Origin of the sequence: Prosthecobacter dejongeii (assembly GCF_014203045.1) — a bacterium.
Classification (GTDB): Bacteria; Verrucomicrobiota; Verrucomicrobiia; order Verrucomicrobiales; family Verrucomicrobiaceae; genus Prosthecobacter; species Prosthecobacter dejongeii.
In genome coordinates this window covers 21,466-39,652 of record NZ_JACHIF010000005.1, presented here as the reverse complement: position 1 = coordinate 39,652, position 18,187 = coordinate 21,466, and the positions used below count along the sequence as shown (strand labels likewise).

The following is an 18,187-nucleotide window of genomic DNA, read 5'->3' as shown; positions in this document are numbered from 1 at the left end:
CCTTTGCCCGCCCCATGATGAACGGCGGCTCAGCATTTTTCAGCAGCCCATCACGCCGTGTTTCATGGTGTGCTGGGCTGTTTGTCGCTCTAGGCTTACTTCTCAGCATTTCTGAACTCCAAGCCAACGGCTTCGTCCGCTGCCAGCTTGCCGATGGCTTCGATTTTCCCGTGGGCAAGCCCAACGGCGACAACTACTACAAATCCCGCGGCTACTGGCCCAACGGCCACCTCGGCGAGGACTGGAACGGCAAAGGCGGCGGCGACAGCGACCTCGGTGCCCCCATTTACGCCACCGCCCGCGGTGTGGTGATCATCTCCGAAAACGTCGGCGTCGGCTGGGGAAATTGCATCATCATCCGCCACGCCTACCGGGATGAAACGGGCAAAATCGCCATGGTGGACAGCCTTTCTGCCCACCTCCAGCAGCGACTGGTCAAAGTAGGACAAGCTGTGGAAAAAGGCCAGCTCGTCGGCACCATGGGCGGCAACAACGGCATGTACCTGGTGCACCTGCACTTTGAGATGCGAAAGAATCTGCGCATCGGCATGAACCGCAGCCAGTTCGCCCGCGACAATACCAACTACTACAGCCCCACAGACTTCATCAACAAGCACCGGGTGCTGCCCACCAGCTTTCAAAAATACCCCGTGCCGCTGGGCCTCTTCGCCCCGTATGGCCGCTCCCTGGCCGATGCCCGCAGCGATGGCGGTGACGAGACCGTCAAGGTTCCCACCCTGCCAACGATGCCCACGACCAGCCCTGCGAACCCAAATTTGCCTGAGTCTGGCCCCTCTGCCGATGACGAAGACTTCTGGTCAAAGCTGCGCACTCGCCTGAAACAAGGCAAGATGACGGAAGGCGTCGAGCCACCGAAGTAGGGTTGACCGGCCTTTAGAAAGCCACCTTCGCCCAGACGCCTTGCTTTTCCTCGCGGGCCTTGCGGGAGAGGCTCATCAGCTCTGCTAGGTAAGTGGGCAGATCTCGTGAATCCCCCGGCAGAGGTGTATCCACCCCATCCAGCCGGGCATAACCTTTGCGCAGCAACAGATCCATGAGGTACACCCGCTGGCCATCCTCCCGTAAAAAACGGATGAGCGCGTAGTAGCGCAGGGTATTCGGCACTCTTTCCCAGCGGGTGATGACCTCAAAAGGCCGGGTTTTTAGAAGCTCCGCCACGTAGGCCGCAGCCTCTGCCCCCGTGGAGGTGATGACTTTCTCATTCGTCCGGCCAAAGTAGCGCGCCTGCTCGGCCACCCGCTGGGGGTGGTTCATGCTGGCCTCCAGGGCATCAATGAAATATAGGACAAAAATGTGCTCCTCATTGCCGATACGGATACGCAAGGTATCCGCCTCATTGGCGCGGCTTTCCACCAAGGTCGCCCGTGGAAAGATGAGGAATTTATCCTCTTTGCCCTTTGGGCTGCCGCCTTCGTCCGGCAGGGTCTCCCCAGGCACACCTGCCACCCTGACAGGCACGGCTGGTGGGGGTGAAGGGCGGCTTTCCTTCAGCAGGATGCCTCCCAGCACGACCATCAGCACCAGCACCGCAGTGATGGCGAGATTGAGCAACGTGTCGCGTAGAGGCATGGGCAGCCGCTATTGTCTGTGCGATCCAGCCGCTTGCCAAGCCCTTAGACGCGTTTCCTCCACTCTCAGGCTGGCTTGCGGATCCAGCGCGTCCCCAGGGCCACGCTCCACTGATACTTGCGGGCGTGTTCCCGGATGAGAAACGGCAGGTCCTTTTCCTGTGCGAGGTCGAAATGCGCGGAAAGCTCCTGCTTCAGCCAGTCGCGGGTGGAGCCCGTAGGCCAATGGCCGCGGGGGGTGAACTCCTCCAGCCAAGTGCAGGGCGTGGTCAGCAAAAGCTGGCCGCCGGGCTTTACCAAGTCTGGCAACCGGGCGATGAGCAGAGCGGGATCCGTAAGGCGGCACAGCAAGTTGGCCGCATGAACGAGATCGAAACTGCCCAAATCAGCCCGCAAATCCATGGCATCGCCCTGCTCAAACCGTACACGGTCGCGTGGGCAATCCGCTGGCACCTGGGCCACTAGGGCCGTAGTGGCGGCAGCTTCATCCACCCGCTGGTAGGGCAGGTCCTGCTGGATCAACTGGGCCGCAGCTTCCACAAAGCTGTGGCTGTAGTCCATGCCCAGCACGGTGGAGGCGCGTTTCGCCAGCTCAAACGATGAACGGCCCACGGCACAGCCCAGGTCCAGGGCCGTTTCCAACGGCCGGGAAAAGTCCGCCAGCTCCGTCACCGTACGCACGGCAAAACCTAGTGCCGACTGCGGCCCGTCCGCCCAGGGCAGCACCTCGTGTGTGGCCCCGTAGTGAAAGAGCAGGTATTCATCGAGCAGGCAGCGGGTTTCGTAAATATTCATGGAGCCTGAGGCTACGCCTGGGCGGCAAGGGGTGGAAGCAACAGCTTCAGAAAAGTGGTCAGCCCACACAGGGCAGCATCATGGCATCCCGCATGCCGTGGAGGATCTTTTTATCTGCCGGGCACACTGTGGCCAGCACCCCACCCAGTCGCGTCTCCTCCGTACCCTGGGGGACAAAATAGTAGGGGCAAAGGCGAACGCGGGACTTCATCATCGCCGTTTCCTGCCGTTCCTCGTTCCAAGCGGGGTGATTCACCAACCGTGCACGATGGAAACGCTGCATCACAAAAGGGTTTGTGGGGAAACTGGCCAGGGCTTCATCCAGAGCGGCGGACCACTGCTCCTGGGATAGATCATGGCCAATGGAGACACTGCGCGAGCCCCAGCCGACCTCGGAAAAACCACTGATCTTCAGCACCAGTTCCCGCTGCTTGCCGCCAAATTTTTTCGCCTCCTGCCAGGATTGGATATTCAGGCCTGGATACACCGCAAAGGGCGGCAGAGGCGCAGGGTCCACCACCCAACCCTGGGGGATGCATTTTTGCAGCAGTTCATAGTCCGCCAGACCCAGGGCCTCGCGCCAGAAGTCCTGGAGCGGTGGCGACCAGAACAGCACAAGCCACAGCTTTTCCTCCAGGAAGGCCTTGAGCGGCGGGGAAAAATTCAGCTCCCCTTCCCGCGCCATCTTCAGCATCTCAGTGGCGAGGTCCACGTTATCGAGATCGAACAACTCAAAGAAACGGTACACGCTGGAGCCAGCGAGCTCGCGCGGCGTCAGGTTCCAGGGATTCATGACACTGCGGGGAAAACCGCTGCCTCGTTCATTGAGCTTGCCCACCAGCCACTCCATCTCCGGTTGGTAATCGCCCGACTCGCGGGAAATGAGGATGTCCTCGCCGGGAAAAGCGGCGGCAAATCCTTCCACCATGCCTGCGCCACCGCCCAGAACGGGCTGGCCCAGGGCGGCGTAGGTTTCATTCAGCCAGCCAGTGAGGCCGATGCCCCCTGGGAGGGAATCCAGCTCCGAAATACAGACACCATCCTCGGTCAGCACCAGGTCTGGCCGCAGCACGCCGGGTAAATCATCCCGCCAGCGGGCCTCCCGCCCCAGAGCGATGACATGGGCTGGCTTGCCCTGGTCTATCAACTCGGCGACCCAGGCGATCTCGGGTTTTTCCAAGCTTTCAAAATACAGCCGATTGCACGCGCGCTGAAAGGCCCGCAGAGCTGGGCCCAGTTTCTCGATCAACTCCACCGTCGCCGAATCCAGCGCGAAGGCTTCGGGGGAAAGCACCCACTCCTTGTCACGGAACATGCCCTCCCCAGGGAAGCTCTGGCGAATGTGGGAGATGCGTTCTGCGGGGGACATAACTGGAGAATCTAACGAGGCTCCCAGATCCATGGGATGATCTAGGGCCATCGAGGGGGAAGATTTTCAAAGGCTCGGCGTGCATACTTGCATCACCCCCAGCCTCGCTCAATGGGAAGCATCGGCAGAAATGCGCGGCCAGTCTGCGCCTACTTCAGCGTCAGCTCTTCCATCACCTCACGCAATTGATCATGCGTGCGGGCCACCATGCCCTGCGTGGGAGGACCGGTATTTTTATCGTTCCAGACTTTTTCCAGCTCTGTCAGCACCCCGATCACTGGCTGCACAAGGGTGGAGCGGCGGGTATTCTCACCGAGCGTTGAAAAATCCTGACGCAAGTCCGCCAGCAAAGCGGGGGAGCCGATGCACAAAGGGCGCTTGTCCACATCGGGGATCTCCACCACCAGCTTGGAGACGATCTCCAGAGAGCGCATCCAGGCCCCGATATCCACCAGCACGGCGAGGTCGTCATCCATCTGCTCGCGCAGAAGGCGGAGGAGTTCCTGGTGACCGTCCACAATCTCCTGGCGGAGGTCTTTCCACTCATCCATTTCCGCCATTTTGGCCTGCGCCATGAGGCGGGGTTTCATCTTTTCACCCAGGCCCAGCATGCGGCAGTAGGTGACGATGTCCTGGTTGTTATTGCGAAACTGCTGGGAATCTCCGGCCTCCCAAATGAGGAATGTTTCCCCGATCAAGCTGCCAAGTGTGAAAGCCGCCTTGTTACGGTCGGCCGTGGGGGAGGGAGGCTGCGGCCGATACATCGTTCGCCAGCGTGCTTTGGTGTGCTGCCCTGCCATCTCCAAAAAGTCCGCCGGCGTCTGGTCCTCCGTCCAAAAAATGACCCTCGCCACAAACTCCCCAGCACTGGCTGCGATGGAGTTTGGCGCCACCGTCTCCTGGCTCCAGACGTGGACCGGAAGCACGACGGCAAGCGCCGTGCTGAGGACAAACACGTTCAAGTTGGGTATCACGGTGGTTTTGGTCGAACTGGTTAAGATGCCTGAAGAGAACGAATTGTTCAAAATCGCGTTCTTTTTCCAACACCGAAATAATCCGCCCCCTCTGCTGTTCGCCAGTTTTCCGCCTTTGTCCACAGCACATCCGGATGTAAACCTGCGACTTCTAGAGAGGGAGATGAACCGACAAATGAGGTCGCTTTAGCCTACATTTCGGCTCATGGAGCGATGAAAGCGCGCCGCTGAGGCTGCGAAACACGCTTCATCCAGCCTTCGCCGTTTTAGGGTGAAACGATCTGGCTGCTGCTGCCATCGGTGAAAATGACGTTCATCAGGATGCGGCCATTGCTGTCCATGACGGGCTGCTCCCAGCGGCGATCCGTCTGCCCAGAGCCTGGGAAGTCGATCGCTTGGACGGTCTTAGCTCCCTGGGTGGTGGTGATGACATCGCCCGAGCGAAGCACCAGGGCCAAACCGCCGCCATTCGCAGCTTCTCTCCAAACGCCTTGGTTATTCGTGGTGGTGACACCCGGACCCGCGATGTTCCCCAGAAAAGCCGTCTGCTCCTGACCGCCGACGAGGGGCAAGTCAAAACCCGTGAAGGTCGCGCCGGCGACCCCTGGAGCTGCATCGCCCACTTTGACGATCAATTCCATGCTGCCTGAAGTGGTGGCGTAGATGCCGTGCACATCGGTCGGCGGGGCGCTGGTGCCATTGCCATCCATGTCCACCCAGCCTTTCCAGGCTCCCCGGTTGCCATTGCCCAGCCAACCGCCCCAGACATTGCCGACTTTCTGTGTCGCTGTGAGGCCCGTTACCGTGGCATTGGTATCCCCACGACGGAGGATGCAGGTGAAGCTGGCTGGATTGGCCGCATCCCCGAACCAGATGCCATCGTTACGCTGGCTGGTGCTGTTGTCGCCATTCGCATTCAACATGGCGCGGAAGGCGATGCGCCCATTGCTGCCGATGGAAGGGCGCTGGATCCTGCTGAAGGTAGCGCCACCAGTACCAGGGGCGGTGTCATCTGCCATCAGGACCTTGGTCAAGCTGCCGCCGACCGGCTGATACCAGAGGCCTTCCTTGTTGCCAGGCTTCGTCAGGGCAGCAAAGACAAGATTCCCCGCCGCATCCATACGGGCGGGGTCTGAGTAGCTGCCAGCGATGTTGCCAAACTGAAGGGCGGTGCCTGGAGCGAGGCTATTTTCACGAGCCACCACCTGAACGGCCACCGTCGCGCCGTTGACGCTAGCACGCAGGATGGCCGTATCCGTGCTGGCTCCTTTGAAGATGACGGAGAAAGCCGTTTCGCCCGTGGTCGCTCCGGTCGTGGCTGTGGCGTAAGCTCCTGAGGCCAGGCGACCCACCTGCACACCCGCTAGGCCAGGAACGGCATCCCCTTCACGAAGGACGAGGCTGAGACCGCCGCCCCCCACTTCACTCCAGATGCCCGTGTCGTCGTTGACAGTCACGGCACCGATGCCGATGCGCAGGCTGGCCAGGATAGTGATCTCTCCCGCATCGGTGATGGCGGGGACGATGGGCAGGTAATCAAACACTGCCCCTGAGATGTCTGGCACAGGGGTGCCCGTGCGGGCGATGAGGCGCAAACCGCTGCCAGTGCCCTTCCAGAGGCCTTGAGAATTGTCCAATGTCACGGCAGGCGACCCACTACCCACTGCCAGAGAACCCGGGAAGACCAGATCACTATTCTCCGCCAGGAAGGCCCCACGACGCAGGATGTCGAAGTTGCCAATGTTGGTCGTTCCATCCGCTCCAGGAGCACCATTACCCGTCACCGTATCTCCAAGCGACGAACTGACTGGCACCGTCACCGGTCCGGAACTCACTTCCGCTGCGATGTCCACTGTGGCAGAAGTCGGCGAACCAAGAGCCACTCCTGGGCTACCAGCAGTGACAGCGGTAAGCGTGACGATCACCGTTTCCAGAACTTCTGAGGCATTCGCATCGTTGAGCACCTCCACCGCGATGTCTGCCGTGAGCTGACCTGCCAAAAGGGTGACGCTGCCAGCGAGAGCGGTGTAATCCGTACCTGGAGTCGCCGTGCCAGCCACACTGTAGCTGAGGACGGTATCGCTAGAGCTGACCGCCGACTGGGTCACACGGAAGAGACCATCTTGCGGCACAGCCAGTTCGGCGCCGTCATTGATCTTCGCGATGCTGACGGTCGCCGTGTCGTCATTGGTGATGGTGGAGGTCGCCGTGCCAGTGGCGATGGTGTAAAGCGCGGCAGGATTGCTGAGGACGACATCAAAGGTTTCGTCGTTTTCCACGAGGGAATCATGGCTGACATTGATCACCGTGACGGGGGCCGAGATCTGCCCATCCGCAATCGTGACTGTTCCGCTGGGGAAAGTGCCGCCAAAGTCAGCCGCATTCGCCGGATTGAGGCCGGAACCGATGACGGTGTAGTCCACTGTGGTCACGCCCGCAGTGCTGCCCGTGCGGCTCACGGTGAAGTTGAACGCCGTGGTCGTGCCGCCCGTGCCCTCATCGGCAGTGACTGTATTCGCAAGGATGTGGAACTCGCGTTGTACTTCCAGGGCACCAATGTCCACAACACCCACAGCACGTAAAAAGCCGCTGCCGCGTTGATCAAAGGCAGGCAGTCCACCTTCCGCGAAGGTTGAAACCGTGACCGTGAGTCCGCCTACGGTGTTGCTAATCAGCTCAGGCTGGTTGGCAGCCGCCAGAATACCGGTGAAAGTGACCACATAACGTGTACCGATTTGTTGCACCACGACGTTGCCAAGGCCCACGGCGGGGAGAGCTTCAAGTGCAGCCTGGACGACCGCTGCTGTGGAGGTGCCAGACAACGAAGAAGTGGTCTGGCCATTAAAAGTCAGCGTGAAGGTGCCCCCTGAGTTGTTGCTCAAAAACACGCTCTGGGTCTCTGATGGGGTCGCGCCGACATTGATCGCTGGGCTACCCTGCAACAAAGCATGAGTCTGTGTGGGACCTCCATTGTCACTGAGCACGCCGACGAGTGGGTCCACAGGAACACCAGCAGTTCCAAGGATGTTCCCATTCGTCCCATTCGCAATGCCTGTGATATCGCTATCTGAGCCAATCAGGTTGTTGGAGCTCGCCCCAAGGATCGGGCCGCTAACATCAGAACGGGTCGTGCTAGGAAAACCACCAATATAGTTATCAGCCACCAAGCAGTTGTTCAGAAGCAAAGGAACACCCGAGGCCACATTGATTCCCCCGCCTGTCCCGGTAACGACCCGGTTATTGGTGATCGTACAATGGTTCAGCACCAGAATATTCCCGATACCCGTTTGAATCCGGATAGCACCACCACCAGCGGTTGCAGCGGTATTGCCTGAGAAGGTGCAGTTCGTGAAAAAACTGGCGACGCCTGCACCGGAATTGCGATAGGCAGCCCCGGATGTATCGGCGAGCTGGCCGCTGAAAGTCGTGTTCGAGATCCTGTTGGTCACGGCGGCTGATTCAATCCCGGCACCGCCAGTCGAGCTACTCGTGGCATTGGCAATGAACGACGATCTATCGATCGTTATTGTCCCTCCACCGCCCTGATGCAAGATCCCACCACCCGTGGCACCACTGACGTTGTTAGAAATCACACACTGGAAAAGGGTGAGATGGCAAGTCGAACCGACCAGTAGGCCCGCTCCACCATTGGCGGAGCCATTGCTCACCGTCGCATCCCGCAGAGTGAAGGAAACTCCTCCACTCACCACCCAAACACGGACTGAATTGTTGCCAGAAATCGTCACCAAGCCAGCACCAGGCCCCTGAACGGTCATGGAAGTGGTGACCGATAAGCTTGTGGCCAAAGTGATGACCTGAGGCGTGGCGAATGCTGCGGCATCAAAGGTGACGGTGGGATTGCCACCCGCAATGTTCGCATCAGCAATCGCCTGACGCAGTGATCCCACGCCACTGTCATTGGTGTTACTAACAACAAACGTGGGCACCTGCGAATGCAGCGAACCGACTGCTAGTAAAAAGACGAAGAGAAACCTGACAAGTTCGGGGGGGAGTAAACGAGACATACCCTCGCTTATAGCCTCAAACCGTCAGCACTGTGACACTCTTAGCAAAACAATCCGATTGGAATGATGTAAGTAAAATACAAGTATTGCGAGCAGCCAAAGAGATTTTAAGACTTCGCTGCCCACCAGGCATTACCAGTCTCAGCAGGACTAACGCTCCACATTCAGTTCTAGCTTATTTTCCCCAGGCTGGATTTCCAGCATCCACTCACCGCTGCCGGGCTTCTGCTCAAGAGTCGTCGCAGTGCCATCGGGGGTATCCAGACCTGGCACATCGGCAGCGCTGTAGCTGACGCGCAGTTTTACCTTGCCCACCACCGGACCGGTTTTTTCATCCAGCTTGAAATTGCCATGCATGACACGCGCACAGGCCACAGGTGCAGATGGATCATCCGAAGTAAAAACGATGCTGCCCCAACTCACCGGAGTGCCGTTCACCTTCAGCTTGCCACTCACGGCCGCCTTCGGTTTTGGGCTGAGGAAACCCTGATTGCGCAGCCAGTCACGCAGGTGGCCACTCCACGTACCCAGCACGGGATCTCCGAGGAAAAGGCCCACCCCATGGGGACCAGGGCGGTAGCTGTGCAGCTCCGCAGGCACGCTGTTTTTCCGGCAAGCCAGGTAAAAGCTCACGGCATTTTCAGCAGGCACCACCGTATCCTCATCCGTCTGAAAAAGGAAGGTAGGCGGGGTCTTCGGTGTCACTTGCAGGTTGGTGCTCACCTTGCGCGCCATTTCATCCGTATTGTTAGGCCCGAGCAGATTTTTTCGCGAACCTGAGTGTGCGAAGTCATCAATCATGGAGATGACTGCATACGTGGGCGCGGCCACATCGGGGCGGGCGCTCACTTGGTCCACGGCGTCATTCGTCATGCCCTCGGGCTTTTCATCAAAGAGGGTCGCAGCCATGGAGCTGAGATGTCCGCCGGCAGAAAAACCGATGATGCCGATGCGGTTCGGGTCAATGCCGTATTCCTTCGCATTCGCCCGCACATGGCGGATGGCGCGCTGCACATCCATGAGTTGGGTGGGGTAATGGTAACCCTGGCTGCCTAACCGATAATGCAACACAAAGGCCGAGACGCCGATGCCATTGAACCACTTGGCCACCTGCTTACCCTCATGATCCGCTGCTAGGCCTCCGTAGCCGCCGCCAGGGCAGACCACGAAGGCTGCGCCATTCGCCTTTTCCTTTGCCGCAGGCCACACATACACAAAGGGCTGGTCTTTATCCTCCTGCCCCTTGGCCCCGGGTGCGCCGTCGGGCCAGAGGCGCACCTTGGCAGGCTCTGCCGCGTGAGCAAAAGCGGTCGCGGCGAGAAGGGCGAGGCTGAGAAAACTGGAAAATCGAGACATGACAGACTTCTACGCAGAAGCTTCCTTGATCTTCACACGTCGTATCATTTTTGTCTTCGTAGATGAAGATAAGCGGAGAGAGGTTGCTGAAGTTTTAACCAATGGACGATACGGCTTAATAAGTGCCAGAGTGCTTTGCATACCCGCCTCAACAATCTGACGATCATACTGAGCTTGAAGATTCAACCAAACCTCGGCGGGCCATTCGAAGTACCGAGACAGCCGGAGTGCTGTGTCCGCTGTTAGCGCGCGTTGGCCCCTGATGATTTCATTTATCCGGCGCGGAGATACCACAATGTCACGTGCCAGGCGATATTCAGACAGGCCCAAAGGTCTGAGAAACTCCTCTTGAAGGATTTCTCCAGGGTGGATGGGGAGATGTGTTTTCATAGCATCAAAAAATTAATGATAATCGACGATTTCAACTTCATGAGGCCCGTCTGTTTCCCAACGAAAACAGATGCGCCATTGATCGTTGATACGGATGGAATGTTGACCTTTTCGGTTACCTTTGAGAGCTTCCAAGCGGTTTCCAGGGGGAACCCGCAAATGAGGCAATTCAGTCACGGCATGCAATAGGACGAGTTTACGAAGAGCAGTGCGTTGGATATCTGGTGGAAATGCCCTCACTTTTTCCAGTTCAAAAAGACGCTTTGTTTTGTCGCAAGCAAAAGAATGAATCATGCATATAGACCTACCTTCATATAATAACGCTTCGCGTTATTATAACAAATCAATTTTTTGGCTTTGAGCCCTCATCATCCTGCCGTTGCTTCCACATATAGGTTAAAAAGTGCCCCAACCCGCTGAACTTGTAGCCTGGGTCCACCCAGTGCTGGATCACATAAAAGGCGAAGTAATAGGCCCGGCAAAAACCCCATATGCACAGCCCTAGCAGCAAGGCCATGCGCCAGCTACCATGCTCGATCAGCAGAATCCCGCCTGACATCAGGCCGATGAGTAGAAACAAAACTCCCTTGAGCCACATGGCCAAAGTGCTTTGAAGGTCTTTCATGAGGAGTGAGAAGATTGAACCTCGAGGGCGCAACGGCGTTCACTCTTCATTCAAAAACCTCAAGAGGGATTCTGGGCCCCTGACTGAGGCACACCCTCACTCCACCCGAAGGTAATCCAGGGCAAACATCAACGCAGGCTTCGCCGCTGCATTTTTCCCATCGATCATCACCTCCAGCGTCTGCTCTCCGGGTTTGAATTCAAATTCACCGATGAGTTGTTCCGCTGTATTGACGACGCCAGGATTGTAGAGATCCACCGGACCGAGGGCGCTGGAGTTGCCATTCACCTTAAAGCTGACGATGGCGTAATCGGGCGCTTGGGTGAAGACGGCATGGACCTTCTTCTTGCCTGCTTCGGCCACCGGAAAGGTGATCTTCAGCGTGCTGCCCACCTTACCGCCCGTCCACCAGAGATGCTTGCCACCGCTCCATTGGCCACCTTTGAATGCACCCATGTTCTGCGCACGAGTGCTGCCGTCTGTGACTTCCACTTTCAGGTTTTCTCCCTCAAGGGCACCGGTAACCAAGGCTGTCTCTGAGCCGCCTTTGCTCGCTGCACTGGCCCCACTTTGCAGGTATTTCACCAGATCCAGCAGCATGTCCGCAGGAAGGGCATCGAAGAGCCCTTCCGGCATGGTGCTCATGGGGGAAAGCGTGCGCTTTTTGACCTCGGCCTTTTTCACGATCTGCTCGATGCCGCCTGGCAGCGTGACCCGGTAAGCGGCCGCTGTTTCTTCCTTGATCACACCGCTGGCAATGCGGCCATCATTGAGCTCAAAGACATTGAGCTGGTAGTCTTTGCCGATGACCGCATTGGGGTCCAGCACATTGTCCAGCAGGTAGTCCAAATCGGCACGATTGGAGCCCGTCAAATCCGGGCCCACGTCCTGTCCTTCGCCTAACAAACGATGGCAAGTGCCACAGGTGGCCGTGAAGATCATCTTGCCCTTGATGGCATCAGCCTTGGCCAAAGCCGCTGGCGACAGCGTGGTGCGGAACTTCACCTTGCGCTGTTCCAGGTCTGCCTTCGGGGCATTCAGATCACCCCAGACTTCTTTGATCAGCGCCTTTACCTGCTCATCCTTCAACGTATCCATCTGCCGGGCTAGGAAGGGCGAAAGCAGAGAGCGCGAGACTTTCCCATCCTTCACTGCGAGCAGCAGTCCCCGCGCCCCGGAGGGGGTGGTGGCCAGGGTGTTGATGGCATCGTTTTGAGCCGTAGCATCGAAGCTGGAAAACTTCGCCAGCAGCAACTCAGGCGTGCCCTCGTGGGGAAGTGTAGCCAGCGCTTGAATGGCCCGGCGTAGAATCGCTTTGTCGCCACTCTGGATCACCTGATGCAGGAGTGCCGCCGTCTGTGAATCCCGCACCTGCATCAAAATGCGCAGCGCTGCTTCCCGTTCCGTCAACGAGGCCTGCGAGGTGAGCTTTTGGCGATACACCGCCACACTCGCCTCCACTCCCATGAAAGCCTCCAGCTCTGCCACCAGAGAGGAATCACCTAACTTACTTTTCATCAACGCCCAGTCATTGGGCAGCATCACCTTGTTTCCAGCCCGTGCTGCTTCTACTACCGTGCGCAGCAGCGCCTCCCGCTGAGCTGAATCTTCCGACTCGGCGGCGATGAGTAGCAAAGTCGTGCGCCCGGCTTCTTCCACTCCTAGACGGCGATAGATGAACTCTGTCACCTTTGGCATTTTGGAAGCTTTCGCCAGTTTCAGCCCGGCCTTCGCATCGCCTCCAACTACGGGTTCGATGCCATACCAGATGAGCAACGGGATGTAGGGATCGTCTTTGTCTTCAGCATGCGTCAGAAGAGAGGTGGCGATCATAGCACGATCTGCTATGGGAAGCCTTTGAAGCAACGACGCCAGTTCTCGCCGGACGATGGGAGACTGATCTTTCTGAGCAAGATCTCTCAAAGCTTCATAATCTGGATCGTTAGCTGCTGCTCGCACCAACCAAACTCGGGTGTTCGGCGATTCATTATTGGGCTTCGGAGGAACAACATGACTAGGATCTAGACGTGTTTCAAAAAGGCTGATAACAAGCCAGGTACCACGCAGGCTTTCAGATTCTGAAGTGGTAGGCGTTGCTTCGAGAAGTCGCATGACCAGTTCAAGGTAATTCATATCTCGAGCGGTTCGTTCCATCAACACCCGCCGCGCTGCCCGCGAAAACCACTCGTTCTCCGTCTGCACGGCGAGCTTCACTAAAACCACGTCGTTTTCTTTGTTGAGGTCGAATGGTGTTTTCGGGAACTGGAACTCGCGTGCTGCGGCACTTAGCGGAGCACGGACAGGAGTGCCCACGCCGCCTTCGCCATAGCTGATTCGATAAATTCGCCCGTTGCTGCGATCCCACATCTCGATGGCGTTGCTGCCGCGATGGCACACCTGCTTGTCGCTCCAGTCGCTCACATACAGGGAACCATCGGGCCCGACTTTTTGTGTTACGGGGATGAAATGCATGTCGTTAGACCGCATGAAGTCGCTGCCGTGTCGGCCGATGTAGGTGGTGCCTTTGGGGTCCAGGTAGTTGTTCACCAGACGGTGCCCATGGAGATTCCCAAACAGGAGCTGATTGCGATAGATGGCAGGGAACTGGCTGCTCTGGTAAATAGCGAGACCACAATGGGCATGGCCACCGCCGGCCTGATTGGTGTCATCCGCCACAATGCCTCCGTCCTTGCGATCACCCCAGTGGGCGTTATCCCGAATACTGCCAGCAAAGTGAGCATGATCGGCGATGGTCTTGATATCCTCATACGTGTGGGGATTAAAATGCTGCCCACCCTGGCGATGGTAACGACCGCCGGGCACGATGTGATACAGGTGGGGAATCACACAGGCCGTGACGAAGAATTCGCCATGCTGGTCATAGTCCAGTCCCCAGGGATTGCTGGTGCCATGCGCAAACACTTCGAACTGATGCCGCACCGGGTGGTAACGCCACACTCCGGCATTCAGGGGCACGCGCTGCCCATCGGGCGTGCCCACCTTGCCTACCTTTGAGTGTGTAAAGACCCCGTGGCAGCCATACAACCAGCCGTCTGGACCCCAAATAAAACTGTTCAGTGTCTCATGCGTGTCCTGACTACCCCAGCCATCCAGCAAGGCGTAGGCGGTGAATTTGAGGCCGGGGACTTTGGGCGTCTGGCTGGCTTCATAGCTGGCATGTGAGGCATCCGGTTTATCATCACGATCCACATCCGGGATGAACATGAAGTAAGGGGCCGCACCTACCCAGACACCGCCGAAACCGATCTCGATGCCACTGGCGAGGCTGATGCCTTCTGCGAAGACGGTGCGCTTTTCAAAACTGCCGTTTCCATCTGCGTCCTCAAAGATCAAGATGCGGTCCTGGCCTGCGCCTAGCTCGCGTGGTTTTGGGTAGCTGTTGCCTTCGATCACCCACAGGCGACCGCGTTCATCCCAGGTCATGGCAATGGGTTGTACAACATCTGGTTCGGCGGCGATGAGTTCGGCTTTGAAGCCGGTGGGGAGTTGCAGATTTTTCAGCGCCTCAGCAGCGGGCTGGCCAGCTTTGTAATCCTTCTGAGGGACGAGGCCGGAGGGGCCATAAAGCTTTTTGGGCTGCATCTGTTGGGCGACTGGTGCGCTGACTTCGCGGCGCTCTTGCAGCAGCACATACACCCCGGCTTTGTTGCCCACCACGATGTCTGGCAGCTTATCTCCATTCACATCTCCCACCTGCACATCCGTGCCCACGCCGCTCTCGGCATCCACCAGATGCGGAATGAATTCCACGCCGCCTTTGCCATCGCGCTTGGTTTGGAACCAATAGACCACACGCGCTCCGTGCTCATCTGGGTCTCCCTTGCCATTGTGCGCCCAGTAGCGTTTGCCCGTGACCAGGTCCTTCACGCCATCACCATCCACATCCACCAGGGCCATGGCATGTGGCTGGCTGAAGACGATGCCGTAATCATTCTCCCAGGGCTGCTCGCCCACCAGCGTGCGCTTGTCCCACTGCGCCCCATCATTACCTGAGCGATTCATAAAAACCGCTACGCCATACCGATGAGCCGACAGGGCGGTGGCCACATCGTTGCGGCCATCACCATCGAAGTCATAGGCAAACATCTGGGCCCCGCCGCCCAAACCGGCGGCAAAATTGTGCTGTTTCCAGTTAGGCCCGTCGCCAGCCTCCCACCAGCGGCGGGCCTCCAGCAGATCCATGCGGCCATCGCCATTCACATCACCCACGCCCAGGCCATGGGTGAACTTGGCCACTTTCACATCTTCCGTCACGGCGACGAAAGACCACTTCTCGGTGGGATTGTCCCAATTTGGTGCGAACCAGCCAAAACGCCCGCTGGTGCTGCATACGATCTCCGGTTTGCCATCGCCCGTGATGTCCGTGAAAACGGGCGACTCATTGTCCACCACATCCGCCACGATGTGCATGGGCCATGGCGTGTCGGTTTTAAATTGGCCAGGGTTCAGATACAGCCGGGCCTCCTTGCCGGGAAAACCCAGGACCAAGATGTCCAACCAGCCGTCGCCATTGAAGTCATGCGGGTAACTGAAGAAGTTGTCAGAATAACCAACAATGTTGAAAACCTTCGGTTCGTAAAAAGCGTGCTTCTTTTTCCAATCTGGTCCTTCATACCAAAACGGGCCGCTGATGATGTCCGTGTGGCCGTCCTTATTGAGGTCCGCATGGCTGGCCCCTTCGGCATAAAATTGATCCGCCAACTGGACGCGCTTCCAGGAGATGAGGGTCTCTGCCTGGAGCAGGGAGGCGCTGGTGAGAGCGATAAGGAGCAGACTTTTCATGGCGGGTGGGGCGACAGTTCACACCAACGCTATCAGGAAGAGGGCTTCTCGGACAAGATTTAGGGCGGATCGGACATGCTTTCGCCCAGTTTGCCGCGCAATACCCGGTGGAAAAGTGGTTGTACATCTTGCACCCCTGGCGCTGCGGTTTAGAAAAGGCACATGCCGACTCCAGAGATCAACATCGCGCACATCGCCAAGCTTTCCCGCCTCGCCCTCACGCCGGAGGAGTCCACTGCTTACGCCGCCCAGCTTTCCCTGATCCTCGGGCACATTGACCAGCTCAGTAACTACCCCCTGGATGCTGAGCCCAGCGCCCATGCGATGCCCGTCTTTGACGTGGTGCGCCCGGATGTGGCCCGGCCTGGCTTTACCCAGGAGGAAGCCCTAGCCAATGCCCCGCAGCGTGCCATGGACCAGTTCCGCATCACCAAAGTGGTGGGTGAGGAATGATCTCCCCTGCCCTGTGCTGCCCGATGACCCTTTGATTCCCCTTTCCCGAATGTCCCTCGCCACCTCCACCATCGCCGCCCTGCGCCAGCGGCTCACCAGCAAAGAAATCAGTCCTCGCGACATCGTCCAAGATGTGGCATCCGCGATCCAAGCGCAAAACCCCAGCATGGGTGCCTACCTGTCCTGGGATTTGGATAAAGCGCTGACCGAAGCGGACAAGGCTGATCTTTCCCAGCCGCTCGGCGGCATCCCCATCGGCATCAAGGACAACATGAACGTCCTGGGCGAGCCCTGCACCTGCGCCTCCAAGATGCTGGCCAACTACCGTGCCCCCTACGATGCCGGGGCCATCCAAAAGCTGCGCGCTGGCGGGGGCATCCCCTTTGGTCGGCTGAACATGGACGAATTTGCCATGGGATCCTCCACCGAAAACTCGGCCCTCGGAACCACGCGCAATCCCCGGGACCTGGAGCGCATTCCTGGTGGCTCCAGTGGCGGCAGCGCCGCCGCTGTGGCTGGAAATCTGGCCATTGCTACCCTGGGCTCTGACACGGGCGGCTCCATCCGCCAGCCAGCGGCTCTTTGCGGCTGCGTGGGCATCAAACCAACCTATGGACGCATCTCGCGTTTTGGCTTGGTGGCTTTCGCTTCCTCTCTGGACCAGATCGGCCCCATCACCAAGACGGTGGAAGATGCCGCCCTGCTGCTGAACCACCTCTGCGGCAAGGACAGCCGCGACTCCACCTCCCTGGACGTGGAGGTGCCTGACTTCACTGCTGCCATCGGGCGCGACATCAAGGGCCTGCGGATCGGCCTGCCCAAGGAATACTTCATCAGCGGCATCCACGCCGGAGTTTCCGCCAGCGTGAACGCTGCCGTGAAGAAGCTGGAGTCTCTGGGAGCCATCCCGGTGGAGATCAGCCTGCCCCACACGGATGTGGGTGTGAGCACCTACTACATCATCGCCCCCGCAGAGGCCTCCACCAATCTGGCCCGCTTCGACGGCGTGCGTTACGGCCACCGTGCCGCCGACCCGAAGAACCTTCTGGAGCACTACATGCTGAGCCGGGAGCAGGGCTTTGGCCCCGAGGTAAAGCGCCGTATCCTGCTAGGCACCTACGTCCTCAGCAGCGGTTATTACGATGCCTACTACATCAAGGCCCAGCGCGCCCGCACGCTGATCCGCCAGGATTTTGAAAAAGCCTTTGAGCAGGTGGATGTCATCATCAGCCCCACCAGCCCCACCCCGGCCCACAAGCTGGGCGAACTGAAGGACAATCCTCTGGCCGCCTACCTGGAAGACATCTTCACCATCCCCGTGAACCTCGCCGGCCTGCCCGCCATCAGCGTGCCGTGCGGCACGGCGGAAGAAGGCGGCAAGCAGCTCCCCGTGGGCCTGCAGATCATCGGCAAACCGCTGGATGAACTGACGGTGCTGCGCGTGGCCGATGCATTTGAAAAGGCGTAAAGTTCTAGAGCTCGAGAACTCCCCATGATGCTGTCGCCCATCCGGGGACCGCATCGTGAGGAGAGCGGGCACTCTTATCCATCGGCTTCAAATAACGGCGAAACCGCGAAGAAAAAGGTGCGGGCAGGGGTGCCACGCTCCTCTCATGCCACTCTTGGCAGGGAGTGTAGCCCCAAGATCGCCCGAACTGCCTGAGAAGGGGTGGGACTCTCGCAAGGGAGAGGCAAGAAGAAACGAGGCACACCTCGCCAAGCATCCCCAATCTACGCCCAAACCCATCGCCCTTCCCGGCATCCCGTTTATCATTCGGCCACTGCCATCAAGGCCCCTCAAAAAATAA

The 18,187-nt window shown here is 58.5% G+C and carries 13 protein-coding genes; 3 read left to right on the top strand and 10 right to left on the bottom strand.

All coding sequences use genetic code 11. The features are described 5' to 3' along the window. The first annotated feature begins 14 nt into the window (after positions 1-14). Positions 15-881, top strand: a complete 867-nt coding sequence (locus tag HNQ64_RS12760; RefSeq protein WP_184209146.1) for a M23 family metallopeptidase — start codon at positions 15-17, stop codon at positions 879-881. A gap of 13 nt (positions 882-894) precedes the next feature. Here the strand turns inward: HNQ64_RS12760 and HNQ64_RS12755 are convergent, their stop codons facing one another. From HNQ64_RS12755 to HNQ64_RS12710, 10 genes are all read right to left on the bottom strand, one after another. Beyond that, positions 895-1,590: a thermonuclease family protein gene (locus tag HNQ64_RS12755; RefSeq protein ID WP_184209144.1), complete on the bottom strand. Its 696-nt coding sequence runs from the start codon at positions 1,588-1,590 to the stop codon at positions 895-897. A 65-nt stretch (positions 1,591-1,655) separates the two neighbouring features. Continuing rightward, positions 1,656-2,384: a methyltransferase domain-containing protein gene (locus HNQ64_RS12750; protein WP_184209142.1), complete on the bottom strand. Its 729-nt coding sequence runs from the start codon at positions 2,382-2,384 to the stop codon at positions 1,656-1,658. A gap of 58 nt (positions 2,385-2,442) precedes the next feature. After that, entirely contained in the window at positions 2,443-3,753 is a 1,311-nt protein-coding gene (locus HNQ64_RS12745) for a hypothetical protein (RefSeq protein WP_184209140.1), read from the bottom strand. Positions 3,754-3,902: 149 nt separating this feature from the next. Continuing rightward, on the bottom strand, positions 3,903-4,727 hold the full coding sequence (locus tag HNQ64_RS12740; RefSeq protein ID WP_184209138.1) for a hypothetical protein: 825 nt from the start codon (positions 4,725-4,727) through the stop codon (positions 3,903-3,905). Between the two features lie 266 nt (positions 4,728-4,993). Further along, positions 4,994-8,752 carry a beta strand repeat-containing protein gene (locus tag HNQ64_RS12735; protein WP_184209136.1) on the bottom strand — a complete coding sequence of 1,253 codons (3,759 nt, stop codon included), beginning with the start codon at positions 8,750-8,752 and terminating at the stop codon, positions 4,994-4,996. Positions 8,753-8,902: 150 nt separating this feature from the next. After that, positions 8,903-10,108 (bottom strand): alpha/beta hydrolase, encoded by a 1,206-nt coding sequence (locus tag HNQ64_RS12730; protein WP_184209134.1) that lies wholly within the window; start codon positions 10,106-10,108, stop codon positions 8,903-8,905. Between the two features lie 9 nt (positions 10,109-10,117). Continuing rightward, a complete protein-coding gene (locus tag HNQ64_RS12725; RefSeq protein WP_184209132.1) occupies positions 10,118-10,498 on the bottom strand; it encodes a HigA family addiction module antitoxin in 381 nt (126 codons plus the stop codon). A 12-nt stretch (positions 10,499-10,510) separates the two neighbouring features. Beyond that, positions 10,511-10,792 carry a type II toxin-antitoxin system RelE/ParE family toxin gene (locus HNQ64_RS12720; protein ID WP_184209130.1) on the bottom strand — a complete coding sequence of 94 codons (282 nt, stop codon included), beginning with the start codon at positions 10,790-10,792 and terminating at the stop codon, positions 10,511-10,513. 49 nt (positions 10,793-10,841) lie between these two features. Then, complete coding sequence (locus tag HNQ64_RS12715; protein ID WP_184209128.1) at positions 10,842-11,123, bottom strand: hypothetical protein; 282 nt, start codon at positions 11,121-11,123, stop codon at positions 10,842-10,844. Between the two features lie 96 nt (positions 11,124-11,219). Beyond that, on the bottom strand, positions 11,220-15,926 hold the full coding sequence (locus tag HNQ64_RS12710; protein ID WP_184209125.1) for a PVC-type heme-binding CxxCH protein: 4,707 nt from the start codon (positions 15,924-15,926) through the stop codon (positions 11,220-11,222). 162 nt (positions 15,927-16,088) lie between these two features. On the opposite strand from HNQ64_RS12710, the gene gatC reads away from it, so the two are divergent. Beyond that, complete coding sequence (gene gatC / locus HNQ64_RS12705; RefSeq protein WP_184209123.1) at positions 16,089-16,379, top strand: Asp-tRNA(Asn)/Glu-tRNA(Gln) amidotransferase subunit GatC; 291 nt, start codon at positions 16,089-16,091, stop codon at positions 16,377-16,379. Positions 16,380-16,428: 49 nt separating this feature from the next. Further along, positions 16,429-17,847 (top strand): Asp-tRNA(Asn)/Glu-tRNA(Gln) amidotransferase subunit GatA, encoded by a 1,419-nt coding sequence (gatA, locus tag HNQ64_RS12700; protein ID WP_184209121.1) that lies wholly within the window; start codon positions 16,429-16,431, stop codon positions 17,845-17,847. Positions 17,848-18,187 lie beyond the last annotated feature (340 nt).

Excerpts from the sequence above, each read along its gene's own strand:
- HNQ64_RS12725 (WP_184209132.1), bottom strand. The coding sequence starts at position 10,498 with ATGAAAACACATCTCCCCATCCACCCTGGAGAAATCCTTCAAGAGGAG.
- gatA (WP_184209121.1), top strand. The coding sequence starts at position 16,429 with ATGTCCCTCGCCACCTCCACCATCGCCGCCCTGCGCCAGCGGCTCACC.
- HNQ64_RS12715 (WP_184209128.1), bottom strand. The coding sequence starts at position 11,123 with ATGAAAGACCTTCAAAGCACTTTGGCCATGTGGCTCAAGGGAGTTTTG.
- HNQ64_RS12755 (WP_184209144.1), bottom strand. The coding sequence starts at position 1,590 with ATGCCTCTACGCGACACGTTGCTCAATCTCGCCATCACTGCGGTGCTG.
- HNQ64_RS12760 (WP_184209146.1), top strand. The coding sequence starts at position 15 with ATGATGAACGGCGGCTCAGCATTTTTCAGCAGCCCATCACGCCGTGTT.
- HNQ64_RS12745 (WP_184209140.1), bottom strand. The coding sequence starts at position 3,753 with ATGTCCCCCGCAGAACGCATCTCCCACATTCGCCAGAGCTTCCCTGGG.
- HNQ64_RS12720 (WP_184209130.1), bottom strand. The coding sequence starts at position 10,792 with ATGATTCATTCTTTTGCTTGCGACAAAACAAAGCGTCTTTTTGAACTG.
- HNQ64_RS12735 (WP_184209136.1), bottom strand. The coding sequence starts at position 8,752 with ATGTCTCGTTTACTCCCCCCCGAACTTGTCAGGTTTCTCTTCGTCTTT.
- HNQ64_RS12730 (WP_184209134.1), bottom strand. The coding sequence starts at position 10,108 with ATGTCTCGATTTTCCAGTTTTCTCAGCCTCGCCCTTCTCGCCGCGACC.
- HNQ64_RS12750 (WP_184209142.1), bottom strand. The coding sequence starts at position 2,384 with ATGAATATTTACGAAACCCGCTGCCTGCTCGATGAATACCTGCTCTTT.
- HNQ64_RS12710 (WP_184209125.1), bottom strand. The coding sequence starts at position 15,926 with ATGAAAAGTCTGCTCCTTATCGCTCTCACCAGCGCCTCCCTGCTCCAG.
- gatC (WP_184209123.1), top strand. The coding sequence starts at position 16,089 with ATGCCGACTCCAGAGATCAACATCGCGCACATCGCCAAGCTTTCCCGC.